This is a genomic window from Pleurocapsa sp. FMAR1, from assembly GCF_963665995.1.
Taxonomy (GTDB): domain Bacteria; phylum Cyanobacteriota; class Cyanobacteriia; order Cyanobacteriales; family Xenococcaceae; genus Waterburya.
This window is the reverse complement of record NZ_OY762512.1, coordinates 4,030,684-4,054,203: the sequence shown is the minus strand read 5'-3', so window position 1 is coordinate 4,054,203 and position 23,520 is coordinate 4,030,684. Positions and strand designations below refer to the sequence as shown.

General features: G+C 38.0%; 17 protein-coding genes and 3 pseudogenes. 7 read left to right on the top strand and 13 right to left on the bottom strand.

Annotated features, from left to right (window positions below):
* Window positions 1-4: 4 nt before the first annotated feature.
* The gene (locus SLP02_RS19820) at window positions 5-1,075 is read right to left on the bottom strand and encodes a hypothetical protein (protein ID WP_319422444.1); all 1,071 of its coding nucleotides are present in this window, start codon (window positions 1,073-1,075) and stop codon (window positions 5-7) included.
* Window positions 1,076-1,895: 820 nt separating this feature from the next.
* Between SLP02_RS19820 and SLP02_RS19815 the strand changes: the two are divergent.
* The 3 genes and pseudogenes from SLP02_RS19815 to SLP02_RS19805 all read left to right on the top strand — a co-directional run bounded on the left by SLP02_RS19815 (window position 1,896) and on the right by SLP02_RS19805 (window position 3,941).
* Window positions 1,896-2,643: pseudogene (locus tag SLP02_RS19815) on the top strand (IS1 family transposase).
* A pseudogene (locus tag SLP02_RS19810) lies at window positions 2,610-2,996 on the top strand (type III glutamate--ammonia ligase); the annotation flags it as partial. The pseudogenes SLP02_RS19815 and SLP02_RS19810, both read left to right, overlap by 34 nt.
* Before the next feature lie 276 nt (window positions 2,997-3,272).
* Window positions 3,273-3,941: an HAD hydrolase-like protein gene (locus tag SLP02_RS19805; RefSeq protein ID WP_319422442.1), complete on the top strand. Its 669-nt coding sequence runs from the start codon at window positions 3,273-3,275 to the stop codon at window positions 3,939-3,941.
* A gap of 54 nt (window positions 3,942-3,995) precedes the next feature.
* Here SLP02_RS19805 and SLP02_RS19800 read toward each other — a convergent pair whose 3' ends face one another.
* From SLP02_RS19800 to SLP02_RS19775, 6 genes are all read right to left on the bottom strand, one after another.
* Entirely contained in the window at window positions 3,996-4,652 is a 657-nt protein-coding gene (locus tag SLP02_RS19800; RefSeq protein WP_319422441.1) for an HAD family hydrolase, read from the bottom strand.
* Between the two features lie 355 nt (window positions 4,653-5,007).
* Window positions 5,008-8,445, bottom strand: a complete 3,438-nt coding sequence (locus SLP02_RS19795) for a non-ribosomal peptide synthetase (RefSeq protein WP_319422440.1) — start codon at window positions 8,443-8,445, stop codon at window positions 5,008-5,010.
* A gap of 561 nt (window positions 8,446-9,006) precedes the next feature.
* Window positions 9,007-10,917 (bottom strand): fumarate reductase/succinate dehydrogenase flavoprotein subunit, encoded by a 1,911-nt coding sequence (locus tag SLP02_RS19790; RefSeq protein ID WP_319422439.1) that lies wholly within the window; start codon window positions 10,915-10,917, stop codon window positions 9,007-9,009.
* A gap of 186 nt (window positions 10,918-11,103) precedes the next feature.
* The gene (locus SLP02_RS19785; RefSeq protein ID WP_319422438.1) at window positions 11,104-11,991 is read right to left on the bottom strand and encodes a flagellar motor protein; all 888 of its coding nucleotides are present in this window, start codon (window positions 11,989-11,991) and stop codon (window positions 11,104-11,106) included.
* 214 nt (window positions 11,992-12,205) lie between these two features.
* Window positions 12,206-13,306: a methyl-accepting chemotaxis protein gene (locus tag SLP02_RS19780; protein ID WP_319422437.1), complete on the bottom strand. Its 1,101-nt coding sequence runs from the start codon at window positions 13,304-13,306 to the stop codon at window positions 12,206-12,208.
* Window positions 13,307-13,639: 333 nt separating this feature from the next.
* Window positions 13,640-14,818, bottom strand: a complete 1,179-nt coding sequence (locus SLP02_RS19775; RefSeq protein ID WP_319422436.1) for a vWA domain-containing protein — start codon at window positions 14,816-14,818, stop codon at window positions 13,640-13,642.
* An 80-nt stretch (window positions 14,819-14,898) separates the two neighbouring features.
* Here SLP02_RS19775 and SLP02_RS19770 point away from each other — a divergent pair, with 80 nt between their 5' ends.
* From SLP02_RS19770 to SLP02_RS19760, 3 genes are all read left to right on the top strand, one after another.
* On the top strand, window positions 14,899-15,144 hold the full coding sequence (locus tag SLP02_RS19770; RefSeq protein WP_319422435.1) for a type II toxin-antitoxin system ParD family antitoxin: 246 nt from the start codon (window positions 14,899-14,901) through the stop codon (window positions 15,142-15,144).
* Window positions 15,144-15,473 (top strand): type II toxin-antitoxin system RelE/ParE family toxin, encoded by a 330-nt coding sequence (locus SLP02_RS19765; protein ID WP_319422434.1) that lies wholly within the window; start codon window positions 15,144-15,146, stop codon window positions 15,471-15,473. The genes SLP02_RS19770 and SLP02_RS19765 overlap by 1 nt, the downstream gene beginning before the upstream one ends.
* Before the next feature lie 230 nt (window positions 15,474-15,703).
* Window positions 15,704-16,171, top strand: a complete 468-nt coding sequence (locus SLP02_RS19760) for a DUF29 domain-containing protein (RefSeq protein WP_319422433.1) — start codon at window positions 15,704-15,706, stop codon at window positions 16,169-16,171.
* Window positions 16,172-16,296: 125 nt separating this feature from the next.
* Here SLP02_RS19760 and SLP02_RS19755 read toward each other — a convergent pair whose 3' ends face one another.
* From SLP02_RS19755 to SLP02_RS19745, 3 genes are all read right to left on the bottom strand, one after another.
* Window positions 16,297-16,758, bottom strand: coding sequence for a hypothetical protein (locus SLP02_RS19755; protein WP_319422432.1), 462 nt, complete (start codon window positions 16,756-16,758; stop codon window positions 16,297-16,299).
* A 235-nt stretch (window positions 16,759-16,993) separates the two neighbouring features.
* Complete coding sequence (locus tag SLP02_RS19750) at window positions 16,994-17,995, bottom strand: ATP-binding protein (protein WP_319422431.1); 1,002 nt, start codon at window positions 17,993-17,995, stop codon at window positions 16,994-16,996.
* 58 nt (window positions 17,996-18,053) lie between these two features.
* The gene (locus SLP02_RS19745; RefSeq protein WP_319422430.1) at window positions 18,054-19,883 is read right to left on the bottom strand and encodes a hypothetical protein; all 1,830 of its coding nucleotides are present in this window, start codon (window positions 19,881-19,883) and stop codon (window positions 18,054-18,056) included.
* A gap of 241 nt (window positions 19,884-20,124) precedes the next feature.
* Between SLP02_RS19745 and SLP02_RS19740 the strand changes: the two genes are divergently transcribed.
* Window positions 20,125-21,468, top strand: coding sequence for a Mur ligase family protein (locus SLP02_RS19740; RefSeq protein WP_319422429.1), 1,344 nt, complete (start codon window positions 20,125-20,127; stop codon window positions 21,466-21,468).
* Between the two features lie 44 nt (window positions 21,469-21,512).
* Here SLP02_RS19740 and SLP02_RS19735 read toward each other — a convergent pair whose 3' ends face one another.
* The 3 genes and pseudogenes from SLP02_RS19735 to SLP02_RS19725 all read right to left on the bottom strand — a co-directional run bounded on the left by SLP02_RS19735 (window position 21,513) and on the right by SLP02_RS19725 (window position 23,493).
* Window positions 21,513-22,340, bottom strand: a complete 828-nt coding sequence (locus SLP02_RS19735) for a GGDEF domain-containing protein (RefSeq protein ID WP_319422428.1) — start codon at window positions 22,338-22,340, stop codon at window positions 21,513-21,515.
* A 237-nt stretch (window positions 22,341-22,577) separates the two neighbouring features.
* Window positions 22,578-22,799 (bottom strand): annotated as a pseudogene (locus tag SLP02_RS26815) (ATP-binding protein); the annotation flags it as partial.
* A 7-nt stretch (window positions 22,800-22,806) separates the two neighbouring features.
* Entirely contained in the window at window positions 22,807-23,493 is a 687-nt protein-coding gene (locus SLP02_RS19725) for a response regulator transcription factor (RefSeq protein ID WP_319422426.1), read from the bottom strand.
* Between the last annotated feature and the right edge of the window lie 27 nt (window positions 23,494-23,520).

Sequence of the window (23,520 nt, the reverse complement as noted above, 5' to 3'; positions counted from 1 at the left end):
CACCCTAATTATCAATCGCATTTATGTCTTCAGTTAAAATCTTCAGACGTACAATTTGCTCTCCTTCTTCATCCAAAGGTACTTCGATAATATCGCCAGTTAGAGTTTCTAAGCAGGTCAAAAGCGATCGCAAGTGAGGATTAGAAGCCCCCGTTTCTACATAAAGGCGATCGGCAACGTTGCCCATGCGTTTCCAGGTAGTAAAAAGTTTGCCCACAGTTTGCTCTAAAGTAGTGGCTTGTTTAACCAAGTCCGCAGCAGTGTTAATACACTCTAGTCTTAAAGCCTCTTCTAGTGCCATCTCCATATCTACCGCCTTATCTCGCAGGGTTTGCACCTGGGCAGCAGCATCAAGATATTTGGCTAAATTCTTGGCTTCGGCGGTCATCAGCTTGACCGTATCAATATCAGGACTTTCGGCAATTTCTCTTTTAATTTCTACTAGATGAGAATCGGGTAACTTTTCCATTTCCCGCACCAAAGGAGCAAGATGACGGGCGGGCAAAATTCCTGCTGCTGCTTTTTCTTTGATCTCATCGGGGAGTAATTCCGAACTCATGGCAGTCCACTCATCAGAAAGCTGCTTTACTTCACGGCGAGTAATGCGATCGCCTTTTTGAGCAGCCTCGCTTACTAATTGCTGAACTTCAGGGGCAGATTTGGCGGTTTCTACAAATGCCCGCTTACTAAAATTATTAATGCTTTCTGGGTCTAACTGTCCATCTGCTAAAAGTGTATCGGCACTATTTGCCAATTGAATCAAAGCGTAAGCCTGAGATTTAGTAATTTCGCGATCTTTGAGCCAGTTAAGAAATCCTGCCCCTCTACCTTCACCGCCTTTCTTTTCCCTGTCTCTAACCGAGCGTAAAATACGTCCGCGCCAAATGTCTGTTTGCAGATCAAAGCGATCACAGATCTTCCAGATCGTATCTAATTGATGTTGGAAATCTGACTCACCAATTGCTTCATCTTCAGGATCGGGCAAATCAAAATTAAAATCTGCGGGAATCTCCAAAGCAGCAACGATTTCTTCGTTTGATACGCCATTTCCATTAACTACGGTAGCTTCACTCATGCGGGGCAAAATATAACAGTAAAAAGCAGATTAGCACAGATCGAGATTGCAGAAATTTCAGAATCTCTGAGCGTTGGTGATTATGCCAAACAACAGACCATAACCATAATCCAACAGACAAAACCTATACACTGAGATATTTTAAGGTACTTGTGTCAGACAGCTAGGTCGGTTTGTATCCATGATTTTTGCGTAGCTTCCTGGAAATCACCAGAGGGCATCTCTTAAAGTTGTGAGACGCCCTAGATTTTATGAATATTTTGACTTATAAGTCAAAATATTCATACCGTTTTTACTCATAAATCAAAAAATTTTGTAAAAATTAATTTATAAAACTTTTAAATCCTTATTCGATAAGAGTTACAAGATTTGTTAAATTACTAAACCACATTTAGTAGATAATTGGTAAAAGCCGCAGTAAAATAGAGCTACCGCATAATAATCGATCTTTTTCAACAAGTCGATTCTATATGCCGAACTAAATTCGGCATATAGAATCGACTTCAAATTGGCTTTGATAGAATTTATCTGTACTGAATTATTCGCAAAATATCTGCTTCTTGGTAAGTAGCACACTGTGACTTTCAATCACGAGCGATCGTGAATCAAAGTATGCTGCTTAACGCCTTGTGGCATTTATGGTGGTTGCAGCCCACAGTCTAAAAAGCCCAATTGATATGCGCTTGTAGACAATTTTGCAATCACCATAATCGTAGCACACTCATTTTGATATAAATTGGATAATAATTTTGCGGCGTTGGTGAATTAAGGTATGATTTAAAAACTCGCGCTCGCTGATTGAATAACTAACGAGAGTTAAATTTTCAGGCAATGCCCTGAATGTAAATCTACTCACATCAATAAAAACGGAAAGAAAAGAAGCAAACAAAACTAGATCTGTGTTGAGTGCCAAAGACAATTTCTAGACTGTTATCAAACTTAAAAAGGTTATTCGGACGAACTAAAACGAGAATGCTTGATAATGTACGTTAAGGGAATGGGTTTAAAACCCAGAGCGACGGTAAAAGGAATACATCACGTCACTATTATGAACTGGGTTCGCGCAGTGGGAGAACTTTTACAGAAATGCCTATGATCCAGAAACAATTCCACAAGTGGGAGAATTGGACGAATTAGAAACCTTTGTTGGTCATAAAAAAACAAAATATGGCTTTGGACAGCAGTAGCTCACTTTCAGCCAGGAATTTTAGGTTGGGTTCTTGGGGATCATAGTGCAGAAACTTTTGAACCACGATGGAGGGTAGTTAAAGAATGGCAGTGCTATTTCTACGTAACCGATGGATGGAAGGTTTATCCAGGTTTTATTGCAGATGGCGCTCAAATCGTTTGTAAAACCTATATGACGCTTAGTTGAAGGTGAGAATACTCGACTAAGACATTATCTGGCTCGATTACATCGAAAAAGCGGCAAGACCCAGCGTCGCCGAAAGGCGCCTACGGCGAACGCTTGCCAAGACACTCTTTGTTATTCCAAATCCAAGAAAATGTTAGAGCATTCGATTCACCAACGCTTAATAATCGTACCAATATGCTGCGAATTCCTTTAGCAGGTGGCAGAGTTGAATGTAGGGCAGCCGATATTTCAACCAATCTCTATCTTGGTGCAGCAATGATCTTAGCAGCAGGATTAGAAGGTATCCGAGATGAATTAGATGCTGGAGAGCCTCACACTGAAAATATGTACGAATATAGCTTGGATGAATTGACTGCCAAGGGAATTCAATCTTTGCCCCGTACCTTGGGAGAAGCGGTTGAAGCCTTCGCAGCCGATCCCTTGAGTAAAGAAGTAATGGGAAACACCATGTACCAGACATACATCAACTATAAGCAAGGGGAATGGGAAAAATATCATAATCACGTTTCGGATTGGGAAATTAAGCGTTATCTAAAATTCTTTTAATATTTCTCACTTTTACTCATCTTCTTCCAAGGCTGGTAGATGTTTGTATTAGACCTCTGGCATAAATATACTTTTTCGATGCTAATATTCAATTCCTGACCTCTGACTTCTGACCTCGATACCTAACCTAGATTTATGATTCATGCAAGAAGTCTATTCTAATTTCCAATTACTATTAATTAATGTGCCAGTAGAAGTTACTCGATAATTGTCAATTAAAAAGCACAAAGCGCAAGAGTTAGATCACAGTAATTCATTACCTTTTGGGAAGAAAAAATGTCCGAGCAAAGAACTGTAGTTTTTGATATCATCGGCACTTGTTTTTCTCTAGAAAAGCCTCGACAGCAATTGATTGAATTGGGTGCGCCGAACTATACTTTAGAACTCTGGTTCGCTCAATCATTAAGAGATGCCTTTGCCTTTTCTCATGCAGGGGAGTATCAACCGCTCAAGAAGTTTTTACAAGCTGAATTGCCACGAACTATGAAGCTGCTGGATATTAACCTAAGTTCTGGGCAGTTGGAACAGATTATGACAACTTTTAGCGAGCTAGAGTTACAGCCTGGGGCAAAAGAAGCATTTCAGACCTTAACAGAAGCAGGTTGGAGAGTTTTAGCTCTTACCAACGGTAGCAAGAACTCTACCCGTGACTTATTAGAACGGGCAGCAGTACAACAATACTTTACCGAGATTTATTCTTGTGATGCGATCGCTTTTACTAAACCCCATCCTGATGTTTACAAGATGATTCAAACAGATAATTTAGAAGAGACCTGGCTAGTTGCCGCTCATGCTTGGGATATTGCTGGGGCTAAAAGTGTTGGCATGAAAACTGCTTTTGTCAGACAGTTAGAGAAAGATTATTTAGAAGTTTATCCTCAGCCACAGGTTACGGTTGAGAATTTGTTAGAAGCCGCTCATCAAATCATTAATACTCCTAAATGAACTAAATCTTAGTGACAAACGAAGTTTAATAAAAGCCCAAGCAGGCGGGGTCTGTTAAAGCAACTTCTCAATCAACTCGACAACGCCATCTCCGCAACTTTTAGTCATTACCCAATCAGAAGCCTCTTTTAGTACAGGTACAGCATTATTCACCGATACAGACAGACCGCCTAATTTCAATAAAGGCAAATCGTTTTCTCCGTCGCCGACAGCCACCACTTCATCAGGGGATAAGTTCATTTCGTTCAAAGCAGTTCTCAATCCAAAATCTTTATCAACACCCTCTGGCAGCAGCATTACTGCCCCTTTGTTATAGCTAATCTGCCACGCCAAACCTAATTCTTTGATGACTTCAATTACGGTTGTATCGTGGGGAATCTCGGTAGATATAATTCCCCTTCCTACTCTCAATGGTTCGACTTGCCGTTGCTGTAGGGCTTCAATTAGAGAATTGGGAGGTGGCGAACCCAATAATTTTTCTTCTCCAATAATCGGCAAAGAAAGTAATGCTCCATTTTCTGCCACAATACAGTCAAATGATTTAGCCTGGGGAAATACATCGTAGAGATTATCGAGTCGCCTTCCAGTTACCAAAATCAGCGATCGCCCTGTTTGTTGCCAATGTTTTAAGGCTGAATAAGTAGTTTCGCTAACTTTCCCTTCTGTTGCTATCGTGCCATCGTAATCGGTTGCAAGTGCTTTGTATGACATAACCTAAATTATATTAGCGATCCATCTAGACCATAACCATACTATATGCAACGAGACCAATCGCAATTACGAAGTTATTTAGCAGAAATTTCTTCAAGCTGATATCTTAGGCGATCGCTTTCTTTACCGTTGGCAAGCTGTATTTGTGCTGCTGAATGGGCGCGGAACTGTACTCCTTTAAGTTTTCCTGTTTGCTTTTGTACCTTCTATTCCTTCACAATTTTTAGGGCGTGCATTAAGCCCAGATCGGCGTTAGATTCAAGTTTAGGACTTGTCTACAAGCTTTCTTCCCTAAGCTGCTTTTTCTAGCTGCCGATCTCATTTTTTTTCCAAATTGGCTAACGAAAGATGATTCCTAATTGATTTTTTCGCACTCTTGTAATGCTAATTGAATTTTTTCTGCTAATACTTGAGCATGAGGTACTTGAAGAATTTCCAGGTGTTCTCCAGGTACATCATAAATAGATAAACCTGATTGAGCTAAATCTTGCCAATCTAGTTTGGAATCCATATTATGAGCAGCTCGAAACATATTAATTTTTCCTGGATATGGCTGTATGGCATAGCCTTGATTGACTTCTTGATGCTCTTTTCTGAGCCGTACATAATTAGCTTTATCAAAATTGCGGCTTGTTTGGTCGACAAAATTCTCTCGCACCCAATCAATTTGGTATAGCCAAGCTCTAATGTTGTCCAAATTATTGCCGATGCGCCACTTGACCAGATTTGAAATATGACTTACTCCTAGAGAGCGAATTTTATCAAGATGAGCCAATATACGCTCTTTAGCAGCAAGCTGTTTGCGAATTGCGTTTTGATTCGGACAATAAGTATCTATCATGCCCAGAAACCTAACTTCATGCCCCTGAGATACTAATAATTGTGCTATTTCGTAGACAATTAAACCACCAAAAGATACCCCTAGCAAATAATAAGGTCCTTGAGGCTGGACTTTTTTTAGGTTGTGGGTGTAGTATGCTGCCAAGCGTCTAATATCTCTAGGATGAGGTTTATCAGATTCATTGCTCAAAAATGATGATAGTCCATCGATAGAGACATTTGAATGTAGATATTCAGCCAGGGGAAGATAATATTCTAAGCCATGTCCCAAAAAATGAATCGCAAACAGGTTTGGTTGAGAATTTCCCTGTTTAATTGGCACCAAGCATTTGGGAGCAGAAAATTCTTCTTCTTGACGAATGAGGTTAGCTAAATTTTCAATATTAAATGCCTGAAAAATTGTGGAGAGGGGAATTTTTTGTTGGTATTTATTTTCAATTTCCGCTACTAAACGTGCTGCCAAAAGAGAATTACCACCCAATTCAATAAAGTTATCCCGAATGCCTATTTGTTTGATGCCTAAAATTTCTTCTAACATTTGCACCATCTCCAATTCTAAGCGATCGCGGGGGGCAACAATGGGTTTTGGTAATTCATCTGTATTCAAGGCAGATAAGGCAAGTCGGTCTACTTTTCCGCTCGTAGTTAGAGGAAAAGCAGCTACAAAAATAAAATCCTTGGGAACCATATAGGCTGGTAATTTTTGTTGAAGATAGCTTTTTAACAACTCTGCCCTGGGTGATGCTGTTTTAGTTGGCACCAGATAAACAGCTAAAGTTTCCCCTAATTTATTGCTACGGACAACTACCGCTGCTTCTTGGATCGATTCATGTTGTGATAGTACTGCCTCAATCTCTCCCAGCTCAATGCGCAATCCCTGGATATTAACTTGACGATCTAAACGACCAAGAAATTGAATCGAGCCATCAGACAGATAACGTCCCAAATCTCCTGTTTTGTATAGACGCTCCCCTGGCATATAAGGATTATCAATAAATTTTTCTTTGGTCAATTCGGGTCGATTTAGATAGCCGTGGGCGACTCCAGCACCGCTAATATGAATCTGGGCAGCAACGCCGATAGGCACAGGTTGTAGATAGTCATCTAGTAAATAAACCTGCATATTAGAAATGGGAGAACCTACAGGTAAAGATTTTAAAGAATTATCTACTTGAGTGGGGACATCATAAACAGTTACCACTCCCGTACCTTCTGTTTGACCGTAGAGAATAGCAAACTTAACGTGAGCAGCAAAGGTTTCTTGCCAACAATGATAAACCTCTAAAGTAACCTGTTCGCCACCAGTAGCCACTAAACGTACGGAATTATCTTGGATACTCTGCTTGGTTTGGGTATCGAGCTGACGAAAAATATCGGCGAAACTTAACCAAAATGAAGGAACGCGGTCAACTATGGTGACACCATAACGTTTGATCAGATCGAACATTAAAAGTGGATCGCGCTTTTCTAGTTCAGTTAAAATTACAACAGCAGCACCTTGAGTCAAAGGCATTAAAAGTTGTCGAGCCGAAGCAATTAGAGCAATTTGTCCGCGATGGAGATATACGTCTGACTCTTTGATATTAAGAGCTATTTGCAATGAACTAGCATAGTGACTCAAATTGCCGTGGGAGGTCATTACTCCTTTGGGCTTTCCCGTTGAACCAGAAGTATAAACAATCAAAGCTAAGTCTGAGAGTGTAGCTTGACAAGGACAATTATTTTGAGGATGCTGCACTATCACATCGCGATCGCGATCTAAACAAATACTGGTTTTGATTTGGCTGGGTATTTGGTCTAGTAAACTGGCTTGAGTTAATAAGGTGGTGATCTTGGCATCTTCTAAAATAAAAGCTTGCCTAGATTGAGGATTTCCTAAATCTAAAGGTACATAGGCAGCTCCCGCTTTGAGAATCCCCAATATACCAACTACCATCATGACGGAGCGTTCTAGGTAAATACCAACCAAAGACTCTGAGCCAATCCCCAAACTCTGCAAATAATAGGCTAATTGGTTAGCTTTTTGGTTTAGTTCCCCATAGGTTAGCTGTTCTCCCTGACAGATAACTGCGACTGCTGTGGGGTTACTCGCTGCTCTTGCTGCAAATAGTTGATGAATACATTTAGTTTCTTGGTCAACCTGGGTTGAATTCCATCCGACTAGAACTTGCTGTCGTTCTGCTGTCGATAGCAAAGATAAAGCTGAAATTGGTACTTGAGGATTGGCAACAATTGACTTTAGCAATATCTGATAATTGTTACAGATACGTTGAATAGTCTCATCATTATATAACTGGCGATCGTATACAACTTGGCAAATTAAATAGTCTGACTTGTCTATAATATCGATAAACAATTCGCTATTAGCTTTTGTTTTAGTCGCTCCAACTTGAGAAGTTTGTGAAGAGGGATTAAATCTAAATAAGATCTGAGATATGGAAGCTAGGGAAAATTCTGAGCTTTCTTTTTTTAAAGCTTTAGCTAAAGCGACGAGGTTTAGGTCTAAATAATTACTAGCTGCTGAAATTTGTGTTTGGGTTAAGGCTAATAGCTCGGCAAAGTTTTGCTCGTCTTTAAGAGAAACTCTAATAGGTAATATTTCTAGCTTTGTTTTCTGATCACCATACAAGTCCAAACAGCCGACTACAATATCTTTTTGGCTAGTATAGCGATATAGTAGAACTTGAAATGCACTCAGCAAGATCGCCCCAAGTGGGACATTTTTTTGTTGAGAAAAATTTTTCAAGGCGATGCTTAATTCTGCTGAAAATGCAACTTCTTTTTGCTTCAAATTCTTCTGGCTCTGAACAATTGTATTTTCAGTTGCAGAATCAATTGCCCTTACTTTATCCGTAGGAAAATTTAGGATTGGAGCAATGTTTTTGAGATTTGTTTGCCAATAATTAATAGCTGAATTTGATTTTTTGGCGAAAAATTTATTTCTTAACAGCATAAAAAAACAATTAACTAGGTGGGTGAAATTAATTAGAAGATAGTCTTGGTAGGAAGAAAGACGTAGCCAAGGGATACTAGATGCTGTGATTACACCTTTCTCGCAGGGAGTAAAAATTAGCGAATAAAATCTTGCTTATTCGGTTTTATATTCAATTCTGCCTACTTATTTAACTAATATTTAATTTTGCCTAATATGAATGATCTTTGCATTAAACAATGGAATTTGAAATTATACTACCAGTAAAAGAAAAATTATGCTACAAAAAAAAGCATCAGTTAAAAAATGATGTGATTTGTAATAATTTCTTTTAATTTCATTTATTGCCATCTGGGCACGTTTTTTCGCTCACGTTCAGCCAATAATCGCTTACCAAATAGCTTATATTAATTCTCGAAAGTAACAATTTAGTAAAGGTCAGAGGTCAGCGGTCAGAGGTCGGAGGTCAGAGGTCGGAGGTCAGAGGTCAGAGGTCAGAGGTCAGAATAAATAAGACATTAGTAAGATTAATCTTGATGAACAAAAAATCTCGATCTATCCAGCTATTTTTGATAAACAGTATTACTTATAACTACGTTGGGTTAATTCCACATTGTCAAACTCCAACTGTTCTGTATGTAACTCTGGAGTCTTTTCATCGCCTTTGTATTGCCAAGCTGCAACATAAGCAAACTGCTCATCATTACGTTGTGCCTCGCCTTCTGTTGTTTGGCATTCAACGCGAAAGTGTGCGCCACAGGATTCTTCTCTAGCCAGGGCATCCCGCGCCATAAGTTCACCTAATTCCAAAAAGTCGGCGACTCTACCCGCAAATTCTAAATTTTTATTAAAAGTGTGAATATCTCCTGGAATAATCACGTTTTGCCAGTATTCTTGTCTCAAGTCTGAAATCGAGGCGATCGCTTTTTCTAAACCTGCTCGATCGCGCGACATTCCCACACAGTCCCAAAGAATATGACCTAGCTGGCGATGAAACTCAGTCACGGTTTTATTTCCCTTAATACTCAGTAATTTACTTACTTTAGACCTTACCGTGGCTTCTGCCTCCTCAAAAGCAGAGTGGGTAGTTTCTACAGATGGTAAATCGGCGGTAGCGATATAGTTGCCTAAAGTGTAGGGAATGACAAAATAACCATCGGCTAACCCCTGCATTAAGGCACTTGCGCCCAGGCGATTTGCCCCGTGATCGGAAAAATTTGCTTCTCCTAAGACGTGTAAACCAGGAATAGTACTCATTAAGTTATAGTCTACCCACAAGCCACCCATGATGTAGTGTACGGCAGGATAAATACGCATCGGTACTTCATAGGGATTTTCGCCTGTGATCCTTTGGTACATTTGAAATAGATTATCATAGCGATCGCTAATTATTTCTTTGCCCAAATTTTTAATGGCATCTCGAAAGTCTAAATAAACCGCTAGTCCTGTTTCCCCAACTCCCCTACCTTCATCTGTAATCTGTTTGGCATTCCGTGAAGCCACGTCACGCGGAACAAGATTACCAAAGCTGGGATATTTAGTTTCCAGATAATAATCTCTTTCCGCTTCAGGAATTTGACTAGGATGACGCTGATCTCCTGGTTGTTTTGGTATCCATACTCTGCCATCATTCCGCAACCCCTCACTCATCAAGGTTAACTTCGACTGGTATCCTCCCGTCACAGGGATGCAGGTAGGATGAATCTGAGTGTAGCAGGGATTGGCAAACAAAGCCCCTCGTTTATAGCATCGCCAAGCAGCAGTAACGTTAGAGTTACGGGCATTAGTAGAAAGATAAAAGACGTTGCTGTAGCCTCCAGTACAAAGTAATACTGCATCCCCTGCGTAACGTTCTATTTCTCCCGTAATTAAATTGCGAACAATAATGCCTCGTGCTTTCCCCTCAACTAAAACTAAATCCAACATTTCTCGACGGGAAAACATCTCAATTTTGCCCTCGGCAATTTGACGAGACATGGCACTATATGCCCCCAACAATAACTGCTGTCCCGTTTGTCCTTTGGCATAAAAGGTACGAGATACCTGCGCCCCTCCAAAAGAACGATTCCCTAACAGCCCTCCGTATTCTCTGGCAAAGGGAACGCCTTGAGCCACACATTGATCGATAATCTGATTACTAATTTGCGCCAAGCGATGCACATTTGCTTCACGAGAACGATAGTCGCCTCCTTTAATGGTGTCGTAAAACAATCGCCATACCGTATCCCCGTCATTAGGATAATTCTTGGCACCGTTAATGCCCCCTTGTGCCGCTATGCTGTGGGCGCGACGAGGAGAATCTTGAATGCAAAAACTTTTGACGTTATAACCCAATTCCGCCAGTGTAGCAGCAGCCGATGCACCCGCCAAACCTGTGCCGATAATTAAAATCGTATGCTTTTTCTTATTAGCAGGACTAACTAACTTGCAGTGATCTTTATAATTGTCCCATTTGTCTTCTAGTCTACCAGCAGGAATTTTAGGATCGAGCATCTTTAAAGGGATGAGGGATATAGTAATTTCAAATAGCAACAGTAGAGATTTCTAGCGAGTAACGAGTAACGAGTAATGTTTAATTTTGTATTGAAACAAAATTACCATCTCTGAAATTATTGAGATGAGGAATATAAAGTTTTACTCAGCTTGCTTCTCTAAATTATCCTAGTTTAACTAAAAAATTTACTGAACAGTTTCTGCTTTTCCTAGTGGTGAGAAGCGAATTTCAATTCTACGGCGGTTGGGATCGCTTTGCCGATTGACTTGGGCAAAATTCCCGTTGGGAAGCTGTATTTGGGCTGCTGAATAGGCGTGAAACTGGACTCCTTTAAGTTTTCCTGTTTGTTCTTGTACCTTCTGGAGTTCTTTGACTACCTCTAAGGCGCGCATTAAGCCCAAATCGGCGTTAGATCCAGGTTTAAGACTGTCTACAGACTGTTTTCCCTGAGCTACTTTTTCTAGCTGCTGATCTAAATTGCCCCCACCAGAGTTTACTTGACCATCAGTATGCCCGATAATTTCGACAACGTAGAGGTTGCGCTGTTGGCTAATTTTTTCAATGCGATTGACAAGATCTTTGGTGATGTAGCTTTTTAATTCTTGCGGTAGACTCGCACTACCAGAGTCAAACTGGTATCCCCCAGAGTCTTGAATTACCACTACAGGAGGCGCAGATTTTAAACGCTTTATTTCTGATTGTAAAATATCTGCACGATTACGACTTTGTTCGTTGCTACTGAGTAATAGTCTTTTTTTTTCGTTGCTACTGAGTAATAGTCTTTGCAGTTCAGAAGAAGCTTTTTTAAGCTGGCGCACGTTAGAAGTGCTTTCTCCTAGTTCATTTTCTAAAGTAGCAATTTCTCTTTGAAGTAAACGCACCTGTCTTTCAGTATCACTCAGGTTTTGCTTTGTTTCTTGGGCAGTATATTTGAGAAACAAAGACTTGAATAAAGCCAACAAAAGAAACAGGCTAATAATCATAAAAGCATTAGCCATCAAGTCTGTAAAAGAGGGCCACACGTTGAGGCTTTCTGTGGCTTCATAACTACGTATTTTTCGTTTTTTATTCATACAACTGTTTATTACCTAACGTGAGTTCGGGATAAGATTCGCCTGGAAGAGTAGAGCTATTGCAAAGAGAGGTAATTTAAAAACCGTTCTTCAATGATGAAATTTTAGGTTGGGAAAATTAACAAATCTTTCAAAAGCTTTTTGGTTATAGGTTAGAGGTTACAGCTCAACTATTTCATGTTCGTAACCCGAAAGTAGCGTTACCTATTACTTGCTATGGGGTTTGAATTTTATTAATCAGTCTTGATAGTTCTAGTTGAATTTCTTTTAAACCTGATTGTTCAATAAAATTTTTCTGCTTATTGAGGTCAATCAAACTGGAATATTGCTGATTAATATTGCTTACCTGCTGATTTAATTCCAAAAACTTTTTAGTCAGTTTTTGCATAGAGTCTAAATTATGATCGAAAGAGAGGGTAGACTTTTGCAATACCAGAGAAGATTGAGAAAATTGATTTTGAGCGATCGCCAAATTACTAGTAGCTGAATCAAGTTTTTCAGGAAAGCGACTATTATCAAAAGTGTTGGCTGCGTGTTCAAAGGTGGCTGCGCTATTTTCGATGCGGCTAAAAGCTCTCGTCATGGATGCTTCAATTGTGTTTCCTAGTTTATACACCATGCCATCAAAGTCCTGTCTAAATTGAGAGATCGCTTCTTCTAGAGAACTTACAGGCTGTATTGTGGGTAAATAGATATTATCGATGTAGTCTTCGAGATGGCTGAGTAAACCTGCTTTAACAATATTGGTATTCCACAGTAAGTTCAAAACTGTCAAAAGAGAACTACAGGCGATCGCAATTAAACTGGTAGTGAATGCTACCCCCATACCCTGTAAAGGCTGGTTTAATTGTTCGACCAAGTTTCTTACATCATTAATATTAATCTGGGTAATTGTCTGACTTAAACTAGACAAGTTAAATGTAATACCTAAAAAAGTTCCTAATAGCCCAAAAGACAGCAGCAAATTAGGTAGAATACGACACAAACTATCAATAAACTCGCATTCTAAAGACATACCCAAAAAATAAAATTTTTCTTGACTATAGATTCCTTCAATTACCGAGGCTGTATTAATTTGATCGGGATTGAGATTAGTATCTATAAACCTCTGTTCTAATTTGCTAATAATTTTAGGAGTGGATTCTAACTTCATTCCTCCTAATAGTTGCCGACTTCTCCCTGCTAAATGCTTTAAATGTCGGTATAAAGAATAACGTAATAATATCGCCAAAATAGTAGGCAATATTACCAGAAAAATCGCCAAAATTATTAAATAACCAGGAATTAAACTAAAAATATTTAATATTTGTTGCATAGTCTTTAAAAAAGTTGGTTAAATTACGCCATAGCCGTCAGTGTAGCTAAATTTCACAGCAGTTTTAATTTTGGCATCAACTCGATTGAGTAGGTAAACAGAATTAAATATGAAATCACAAACAAGATAGATTATTAGGACTTAGGCACTCAATTTTAGGTTGAGACTGGGAAAAGGTTAAAGGGTAAGGGTTAAAGGATTTATTTTTCCCTTTGTCCTTGCTAAAACCTTGATTTTTCTTCACTGCGTAAGTCTTGATTATGTAGCTTAGTTAATATCGATAGTTCATAAATCAAACTGCTCTAACTGTTGTAATATTGCAGTAAAGAATGATTAAATTGATAATAGTCTAACGGTTTCACCAAAAGGAAACTGGGATAAATCTAAGCCACCAGGAGTCACTACCCACAAAACGGGTAATTCTGGGGCAGTATCGGGAAATGTACCGTAACCATCCGTAAGATAAACGCAGACTGCGGTTGTCATTCCATCCCAGCCATGACTAACTTTACTGAAAAAGGGGACAAAAGACGTTCCTCCGCCTCCCTGGGGTTGGGGAATATCGCTATCGGGATTTAATTCGTAAGCACCATAAACATCTGCATCAGCATAATAAAGTTCGCATTCTAAATGAGGATAGGAATTTAAAATCCCCTTGACCTCACTCAAGAACATTTTCAGTAGTTGCTCGTCAATCGAACCGCTAGTATCTACTGCTACATATACTTTTACCGATTCTCCCTGTAAAGTTTCTAGATATAAACCTCGACCAATAAAACGACGATCAAATTCTGTATAATCTGTAGGTGTTTTGACTAAATATCGCCATAAATAACTGCGCCAGTCTAGCTGCGATCGATCTAATGCGCCTAATTCCTTGATCATTCCTGCGGGTAAATTTCCCTGATTAGAAGTGCGGGCAATTACTGTTGCTTGCTGCATCGCATTCTGCCAGTGGGATTCTAATTCTGCTTTTTTAGCTTCCGAGAGGCTATCAAATTTACTGCTTATTTGCCCTGGAGATGCCAGCCTTTTTTCGTCGGCATTACCTGCTGGCGCATTGTCCAATAGATCGAGAATACTCAAACAATGTGAACAATCTTGTTGTGGCAATAGCTCATAAATTTCTTCCACGCTAAGATGTTCCAATTTAGGATCGCGAATACCTCCTTCTGGCAATTCAAAACAACCTTGTTGGCATATTATGCCATTAACCACAATATCAGCCGCTATATTCCAGGTTTCTTTTTCTCTTACTCCTCTGCGTAGAAAATGAAGCAACGCTGCGTGTAGAACTTCGTGTAATAGTATGCCATCTTGTTGAGGTGCGCTAAGAGACTGTAAAAAGTCGGGATTAAAAAAGATATCTTTGCCGTCAGTTGCAGCAGTAGGAATATCGGGAGTTGGTATAAATTTGGCGAATAAAGCTAAGGTAGCAAAAAAAGGCGATCGCATTCGTAAACGAAGCAACGACGCACTGATTATTTTTTGACTAGTTATTGGTTGATTCATATATTTATTTACTAAATTAATGGCATAAAATGGCATAAAATAGCATTGACTAATAATTTGATTATAAACCAATGAAAAGTATGAATATTTCTCTACCTGAGTCCATGCGTGCTTATGTAGAAGAGCAAATTAAAAATGGTGATTACGGTACAGTAAGTGAATACATGAGAGACTTGATTCGTCGCGATCGCGATCGCAAAGAACAAAATAGATTAGAATCTCTTTTATTGGAAGGCTTAAACTCTGGGGAAGCAACCCCGATTACAGAAAATGACTGGGCGGAAATTCGCGCTGTTGTCAAAGCTAAAATCGAGCAAAAACAATAATGGGCAAAGTTCTCAAACGTCCTATCGTTATCAATGATTTAATTGAATTAGCTACATACATAGGCAACAATAATTTGGACATTTCGGATGATTTTCTATTAGCAGCAGAAAACACATTTGCTCAACTAGGTAATTTTCCTCAGTTGGGTAAATCTAGCAAATTTGATAGTCCTGAATTAATAGATATTAGGCAAAAGGCAGTTAAAGGATTTGAGAGTTATTTAGTTTTTTATCGGTTGATTGAAGATGGAGTAGAAATTATTAGGGTAATTCACGGAGCAAGAAATGTAGAAGATATTCTTGAATCTGATTTGGATCGAGATGATTAACTATATTTTAATTGATTAATGTAGTTTGCTACGCATTCGTAAACGAAGCAACGACGCACTGATTATTTTTTGACTAGTTATTGGTTGATTCATATATTTGCTAAATTATATTTGTGGCACAAAATCATCTTAAGGATTTCAATTATAGAGAAACACTACCTCTAAAAAATTGATTGGGTAGATATTTCTACTACCCTCAAAAGTAATATTTCGGCATACCTAAGAAAATTATGCGCGGTAAACAGAAAATCGATACAGTCGCAATTAAAGATTTATACCAAACCGATTATCTCTTATGGTTGCAAGAAACTAGCCAATTATTGAAAGCTAAAGATTTCGAGCGTTTAGATTTAGAAAATTTAATTGAGGAGATAGAAAGCTTGGGAAGAAGCGAGCAAAATAAGCTGATATCTAGTCTAAGACTTATCTATCAACATTTACTCAAGTGGCAATATCAACCAGATAAAAGAAGTAAAAGCTGGAGCAATACAATTAGTAGAGAAAGAGATAATATTAGCGATTATCTTGAAGATACTCCTAGTCTAAAAAATTTATTACAAGACAAAACTATTTTAACTAAAGCTTATCAACGAGGTAAAAGAGATGCAATGAGAGAAACGGGAGTTAATAATTTTCCTCAAGAGTCTCCTTATTCTGTTAAGCAAACTTTAGATAGTAATTTCTTTCCAGAGAATTAAATACTGGATAAATAAATTTAAGCTAACAAAAAAGGCGATCGCATTCTCAAATGCAGTAGCGATGCACTGATTATTTTCTGACTGGTTAATTGCTGATTTATTTTTTTACTGATCGCAAGCATATTTTAAAGATATGCTGATAGCTTATCAAAAATTTCAGTTGGTGTATTTTTATTATTTACAACAGCATTTTTTACAGATATGTGTTCATCATTAGCAAGCATTTCTAAAACATGAACGGGGACGTTGGGATTTCTGGCAACTGCTCTTACAATATGTTCTTCATGATAATATTCTAAATCAGCTAACCTAGCCAAAATTTCTGCTGAGGTTGTCGAACTACGAGCAAGAGATATTCTGATGAATTCAGTATGAGGATTTTCTAAAAAAAGCAAATTAAAAATTGGATTATCCGTAATTACTTCAGAAAACTCTTTACCTAGTCTTTCTAGAACTTTGATAGAAGTATTTGGATTGCTTGCTACATATTGACGAGTTAATTTATCTTCGCTATTAGCTAATTCTGCCAGTATTTCTGGTGCAGTATTTTCATTTTGCGCCTGTTTTCTTATTTCTTCGATATTCATCTTCAATATCTATATAACTTTTATTGCTGTATTAATTGTTCCCAAAACAGCAAATATATTTGATTTTAGACAAGGCGATCGCAAAAGTAAATACATAAGAACTACCATAAATCATTTTTCTGCATCACCTTAAAACTAAAGCAGGTCGCTTCACAAATGAGAATAATTCCTATTTGCGAAGCGACCTGTAGCTATATATCCAAGTTGCGTTAATGCCAAATAAGACAGGAGAATTTTAAAAGCCAACTAATTCTTGAAAATCTTTCAAAAACTTCTGTAACTGGCTATCCTGTTTAACCAACTTTGCCAATGCACCCATTTGTCCTCTACTTCGCATCTGACGGAACATATCAACGGCAAATAACTGTACCCATTCGGCAGTAGCTTTCTCACTTAACCAGTTAAAAGCGTTATAAGCCTGGTTAGCATCGGTAGCCCTAACGGTTAAACCTGTGGTGGTGGCATATCTTACCGATGGTTCTTCAGGAAAAGCGATCGCATTACCATTTCCCTGTAAAATAGGTTCTAAGTTGGGCAGTGTTTTGTATAAGGTGATATAAGCTGCGAATTCTGCTGCTGCGCCTTCTCCCACCGCACTAGCAATATCTAAGCCAGCATAATGTAGATCGCTTGCCATTACCCAGGAACGAGGAGAACACCAAGCGGGTTGCTGGGGATCGAGCTTGTGTAAGAGAGTGGAACGAAAGGAAAGAAAAGCAATTATCTGTTCGTGTACCTGCTTTTCCAGCGCATGAGCTTTAAAGCTGTCAAAATCGGCTTCTACCTGTAAATGCAAGAATCGATTAGCCAAGGGTGTAGGCATATCAAACACGGCTGCGCGATCTTCTTTGCGATTTCCCGCAGCCCAAACATACCAATCTTCGGGAACGATATAAGAACCCACCCGACGATCTAAAATTAGCTGCTGCGCCACTCCCTGTAAAGCTGGAGGTGCCATATTTAATTCATCCATAAACAAGATTCCCTTACCTTTTCTGGGAAGAAATTCAGGAGGATACCATTTGGATATACCATCTATGGCTACAGGTAAACCCCGCAAGTCGGTAGGTGCGAGTTGAGACAAGCGCACGTCAACAAAATCGATCTCATGTTCTTGGGCAAGTTGAGCTACAATACTAGATTTTCCGATTCCTGGCGCACCCCAAATCATAGTACTGATTTTGATGTTTTGGCTAATAAGTTGATTGAGGTAGTTTTTTAGTTGGGTTGGTGTCATGTTTTATTTCGCGCAGAGACGCAGAGAAAGAATATGAGAATAAGATCTATTTTTTTCTTTAGAGTTTGGCCTTGGCAGCAGCGCGAACTATTCGATTACCATCTTCTGCTAATCTTTGAATAATGGGATAAGGTGTATTAGGATTTTGGGCTATAGCATATCTTTCCAACCAAGATGAAGAGCGGGAAATTTTGGCTAAGACAGATACTGGAGTTTCAAAGTTTAATAAAACTGTTAAGCGGTTGGAGGCAGAAATAGATGATTCCCATCGGTCTAATAATCTTTGCTCCTCCGCCATTATTTGTTCTAAAACTCCCTCTTTATAAAAAGGAGATGTTTCCCATTCTTCTAATATCTCATCTGATGCACAGGGATTACTGGCTGCTGTTCTGCTAACAGTAATATCTTGATGATTCACTAATTCCTTTAGAAGTTCTTCCGTTGCATAGAAATTGCTAGCAAGACTCTTTAACTCATTTTGATTTAAAGTTTTTAAAAATGGCATTCCCCAAACTTCAGTAATGTATTGTGGAGTCTTACAATTTAACGAGGCACTTTTGCGTACTAATTCATTTTCATGAGCTAACAATTTTTTTAAGCTGTCTGTAGTTATGTTAGGATGAAATGCTAAAATTTGTAGACTTAATGATTGCTTCTTTTTATGGTCTGAGCGTTTGTATTTATAATCGAAAACTGCTTCATCAACACACAATTCAATAAACTCTCCTGGCACATAAAGATTATTGATAAATTCTTGAGGATAATCTTTAGATATAGGTATTATAAAAGTAGCATTAATAAATTGTTTATATTGATGGGAATACCATCCTTTTTTGAAGGTTTCTATTAGTTTTTCTCTCAAATATTCTGATGTATTCGGGTTATTAAATACTGGAACTCGTGCATGCCAAGATTTGTTTACTAATTGTAAAAGATGACAAGCTGATAATTTATTGTTTCTACCTAATGCTTTATGAACATAATCACACATACCATTACTATGATTTAGAATAATTTCTAGAATATATACTGGAGTATCTTTATTTAGTACAATTGCTTCATGAACTCCATAATGATAGTTAGACCTAGCTAATTCTTCTAATACTTCGTTAGGTGTACTAGGATTAAGAGCTAAACGCCTACCAATTTGATAAGTATCATGATGCTCAAGCAATTTATTAATAATGTCAATTGATATATGAGGATTACTAGCAATATCCAAAACCGATCTTTTTTCTCGCATTAACTCTTCTACTTCCTTAAGCGTAACTTGAGGATAGGATTTTTTCTGGTTAGTTCTAGATTTTTGATAATAAGAAATAGCTGGTAGATATTCGTATAACTTTATTATTTCACAGACATCTCCAATTATTTTTTGATAGCTTTGATCGGTTTCTACGAGCTGTTGCTGTATTTTTGCTTTTACAAAGTCTTTGTAGCTATCTGCTGTATTTTGATTTGTAGAATTAATATGTAATTCAGTTGCTTCTTGTACTTGATAGTTTCTGTTTTTTGCTAATTCTTTTAAAGTCTCCTGAGGAGTTTGAGGATTCATTAAAATAGCTAACTTTAGTCTTTTATCACTAGAATTAGCAGCATATTCAATCATTCTTGTCGATACCACTCGCTTTAACAAACTGCATAAAGCATTAGCTAATGTACCAGAAAAAAGATCGGGAGTCTCTAGCAGTAATAAATCAATCGCAGGATTATCAAATACTTGCTTAGGAAATTCGGCAGCTAATTTTATCAATACGTCTGGAGGGATATTGGGATTGATTACTATATTTTTACGAACAATTAAATCAGTTGAATTAGCTAATTCTCTTAACTTTTCTGGTGCAGTACTTTCGTCTTGGGCTAATTGTCTTGCTTGGTGAATATCCATTACTTCTAATAAAATTAAATAAATTAAATTAAGTAGTTAAAAAATATTGATTAACTTAAATTAATTAAAAAAGTATTTAATCAATATGCGCTATAAATTCAATTATTCCCAAACTTAAGCTTCTAGAACAAATTCACACAAAGAATCTTTGTTAGCTAGCAACCATTACATTCTTAACTAAATCCTGCCAAATCTAGGCAAAATAGGTTATCAAGATATATGTTCGCCAAGAAAACAGATCATGCAACTATTGGATCGAGTTCGTTTGGGTTTGGCTGTAGGGGTCGCAAAAACTGTTACAGGAGTGGTGCGATCGCTGCGCTTGGGTGCAGCTTCTGTTCTACCAGGAGAAATATCTCGTCGTCTTCATTCCCGCTTGCTGCCACTATTATTTGAGCAGGTAAGCAACGGGGTAATCTTAGTAGTAGGGACAAATGGTAAAACTACCACCTCTTTGTTACTCAAGCAAATTTTAAGCGATCGCGGTTTTAAAGTAGTTCATAATTCTAGCGGTGCTAATCTTCTCAATGGCTTGATTACTGCTTTGTTAAACAGCACAAATATGACTGGCAAACTTTCTGCTGATTACGCCATCTTAGAAGTAGACGAAAACATTTTGCCCCTAATTTTGAAAGATTGTCAGCCGAAGTATATTCTGGCGTTAAATCTCTTTCGCGATCAGCTAGATAGATACGGTGAAGTAGATACAATTGCTCAACGTTGGGTTAAAGCGATCGCACCCTTACCAGCAACAACTATCGTTTTAAACGCAGACGATCCCAGCCTTTCTGGTCTAGGACAAAAGCTCAAGCAAAAGGTTCTTTATTTTGGACTTAACGAACCAGAATTATATCTTGATGAGATTCCTCACGCCGTTGATTCAATCTATTGTCCTAGCTGTGGACATCTTTTAGACTATCAGGGAGTTTATCTTTCTCATCTAGGAGATTATCGTTGTCCTAGCTGTGGTTTTGAGAAAAGCAAAACGTCTTTGGACAGTAAAGAATATCCGCAAATTTTAATCGGGGTTTATAATAAATATAACACTTTGGCAGCAGCTTTGATTGCTAAAGAAATGGGCATTGAAACTAACCATATCTTTAGTACGATCGAGAACTTTAAAGCTGCCTTTGGGCGCGCGGAAGAACTAGAAATTGATAACAAACAGGTTCGCATAATGTTATCTAAAAACCCTGTCGGCATGAATGAAACAATCAGGGCAGTAAATAACATTAAAAAGACTGGTAAATCTGAGGTAACACTATTAGTATTAAACGATCGCATTCCCGACGGTACTGATGTCTCTTGGATTTGGGATGTAGATACCGAAGAGTTGGTTAAGCTAGGGGGGACTCTAATTGTCAGCGGCGATCGCACTTACGATATGGCATTAAGATTGGCTTATAGCTCAGAAGAAATTGAAGCCGATAAAACAAATTTTCAACTATTAGTTAAAGAGAATTTACAAGAGGCAATAACTACTGCTCTAAAACATACCGATAAAGAAGACACTTTGCATATTATTCCTACTTATTCAGCAATGTTAGAAGTTAGAGAAATTTTAATCGGACGCAAGATTCTTTGAGCTTAAGGCTTAATAGTTACAGGCTGTTTTTGAAGGCTTAAATATTAAAGTAACCCTTTATATAGTTCATGTTTTATGCTATTTTTACCATTATTTTTCACTTGATACATCAAACTATCTGCTCTTTCAAGCATTTTATCAACTGAATTTGATAATTTCACAAAAGTAACAGCCCCAATACTAAAGCTTACGTCGAATGATTTTTCTTTAACCTTAATCATTAATTCTTGTTGTATACGTTTTAAAACTAACTGAGTTGATTCATAATTTGTTTCAGGTAATAATAAAGCAAACTCATCGCCTCCTAAACGAGCAAAGACATCAGTTTCACGAATACATTGAGTAACTGTATTAGCAATTAAACATAATAATTTATCTCCTTTGGCGTGTCCAAACACATCGTTAACTGACTTAAAATTATCTACATCAAAATATACCAGAGTTAAGCAACGCTCGTTACGTATACTTCTCTTGGTTTCAGCATTCAGCATTTCTATAAAGCAACGGCGATTATATATTTTGGTCAAGCTATCAACACGAGCTAAATTTTTTTCTCGTTCATAGGCATTTTTAAGAGCCGACATTAAATGAACCACTATTAAAAATACGCTCAATCTAACAAGAGCATTCCAGATTAATATGACAGTACTTAAGTCTGTTTTAGCTGCCTTCTCAGCTATGTACCAGCTAAGCGTACAGATAATTGATAATAAAATGCCTGCTTGCTCATCCAAATACTTAGTAACAATCAAGACTGGAATCAGATAACAAATTGACAGGTAAATATCGACAGTAATCAAATAATCGAGTATGCCGATCAGCAAAACACTAAATATCCCAATAATCAAAGTGCCACGATTAGAAGTAGGCATAAAACAAAGCAGAGTTTTGATATATATCTTTTTTAGGCAATAGGTTAACTCGATTATCAATATATAACCACTGTGAATTCATAGCATTTTTAAATAATAAAATTTTAGAGTGACTAAGAAGGTACTGCTGAAGCTTTTGAAGTAATAAAGGCTGAAGGTAAAATTCGATTGAAATATCTGAAAATTTCTAACTACTGCTTGAGAATTTGGCGATCGCGCCACAGCTATATCAGCTAATTACGAATTAGAAATAATGGGTAAACACACTGTAAAACAGCTACCGATATCTACCTGGTTGGTAACGGTAATTGTCCCTTTATGGTTGCGAACGATCGCTTGGGTAATTGCTAATCCTAAGCCCGATCCTCCTTGGTAATAAGAGCGAGAACGATCTGCTCGCCACAGACGTTCAAAGATTAGATCGAGATGTTCCCTTTTAATGCCAATTCCCGTATCTTCTTACTTCTTACTTCCTACTTCCTAGTGACCCCAAACGATAGCCAATGCCATAAACTGTTTCGATTAAATTATCCTTACTTCCTGCTGCTTTAAGTTTCTGGCGCAAGTTAGTGATATGAGTTTTGATCGTTCCTTCACCCGATGAGTTGTCAAATTCCCAAAGCTGATCGAGAATAGCCGAACGGGTTAAAATTTGCTGGGGATGACGTAAAAAGTATTCTAGAATCAAATATTCTTTTGGGGTTAATGAGAGTGAATTATCTTGATAAGTTACTGCTCCCGTACTAGGATTAAGCTGTAATTCTTCGTAGCTAAAAATTTGTGGTTTAAGTTCGTAGCTTCTGCGAGATAAAGCTCTGACTCTGGCTGCTAGTTCTTTGAGTTTAAATGGTTTAACCAAATAGTCATCTGCTCCCGCATCTAGCCCAATCACCTTGTCATCGATAGTATCTTTAGCAGTAAGCATCAAAATTAATGCCGTAGATTTAGCTGTTCGTAAACGCTTACAAAGCTCAATTCCATCAAGTTTTGGCAACATCAGATCTAGCAAAATTAGGTCAAACTCAGCCCCCTGAGCATATTCCCAACCCTCCAAACCATCCCTGGCTACTTCCACTACATGACGTTCGTTTTTTAAACCTTCTACTAGTGGTTTAGCAATGCGATCATCGTCTTCTACCAATAGAATTCGCATAATCTTATTTCTTATTTGTGGCGATTC

Coding starts and splice junctions, on each gene's coding strand:
- SLP02_RS19820 (WP_319422444.1), bottom strand. CDS start 1,075: ATGAGTGAAGCTACCGTAGTTAATGGAAATGGCGTATCAAACGAAGAA.
- SLP02_RS19805 (WP_319422442.1), top strand. CDS start 3,273: ATGTCCGAGCAAAGAACTGTAGTTTTTGATATCATCGGCACTTGTTTT.
- SLP02_RS19800 (WP_319422441.1), bottom strand. CDS start 4,652: ATGTCATACAAAGCACTTGCAACCGATTACGATGGCACGATAGCAACA.
- SLP02_RS19795 (WP_319422440.1), bottom strand. CDS start 8,445: ATGCTGTTAAGAAATAAATTTTTCGCCAAAAAATCAAATTCAGCTATT.
- SLP02_RS19790 (WP_319422439.1), bottom strand. CDS start 10,917: ATGCTCGATCCTAAAATTCCTGCTGGTAGACTAGAAGACAAATGGGAC.
- SLP02_RS19785 (WP_319422438.1), bottom strand. CDS start 11,991: ATGAATAAAAAACGAAAAATACGTAGTTATGAAGCCACAGAAAGCCTC.
- SLP02_RS19780 (WP_319422437.1), bottom strand. CDS start 13,306: ATGCAACAAATATTAAATATTTTTAGTTTAATTCCTGGTTATTTAATA.
- SLP02_RS19775 (WP_319422436.1), bottom strand. CDS start 14,818: ATGAATCAACCAATAACTAGTCAAAAAATAATCAGTGCGTCGTTGCTT.
- SLP02_RS19770 (WP_319422435.1), top strand. CDS start 14,899: ATGAATATTTCTCTACCTGAGTCCATGCGTGCTTATGTAGAAGAGCAA.
- SLP02_RS19765 (WP_319422434.1), top strand. CDS start 15,144: ATGGGCAAAGTTCTCAAACGTCCTATCGTTATCAATGATTTAATTGAA.
- SLP02_RS19760 (WP_319422433.1), top strand. CDS start 15,704: ATGCGCGGTAAACAGAAAATCGATACAGTCGCAATTAAAGATTTATAC.
- SLP02_RS19755 (WP_319422432.1), bottom strand. CDS start 16,758: ATGAATATCGAAGAAATAAGAAAACAGGCGCAAAATGAAAATACTGCA.
- SLP02_RS19750 (WP_319422431.1), bottom strand. CDS start 17,995: ATGACACCAACCCAACTAAAAAACTACCTCAATCAACTTATTAGCCAA.
- SLP02_RS19745 (WP_319422430.1), bottom strand. CDS start 19,883: ATGGATATTCACCAAGCAAGACAATTAGCCCAAGACGAAAGTACTGCA.
- SLP02_RS19740 (WP_319422429.1), top strand. CDS start 20,125: ATGCAACTATTGGATCGAGTTCGTTTGGGTTTGGCTGTAGGGGTCGCA.
- SLP02_RS19735 (WP_319422428.1), bottom strand. CDS start 22,340: ATGCCTACTTCTAATCGTGGCACTTTGATTATTGGGATATTTAGTGTT.
- SLP02_RS19725 (WP_319422426.1), bottom strand. CDS start 23,493: ATGCGAATTCTATTGGTAGAAGACGATGATCGCATTGCTAAACCACTA.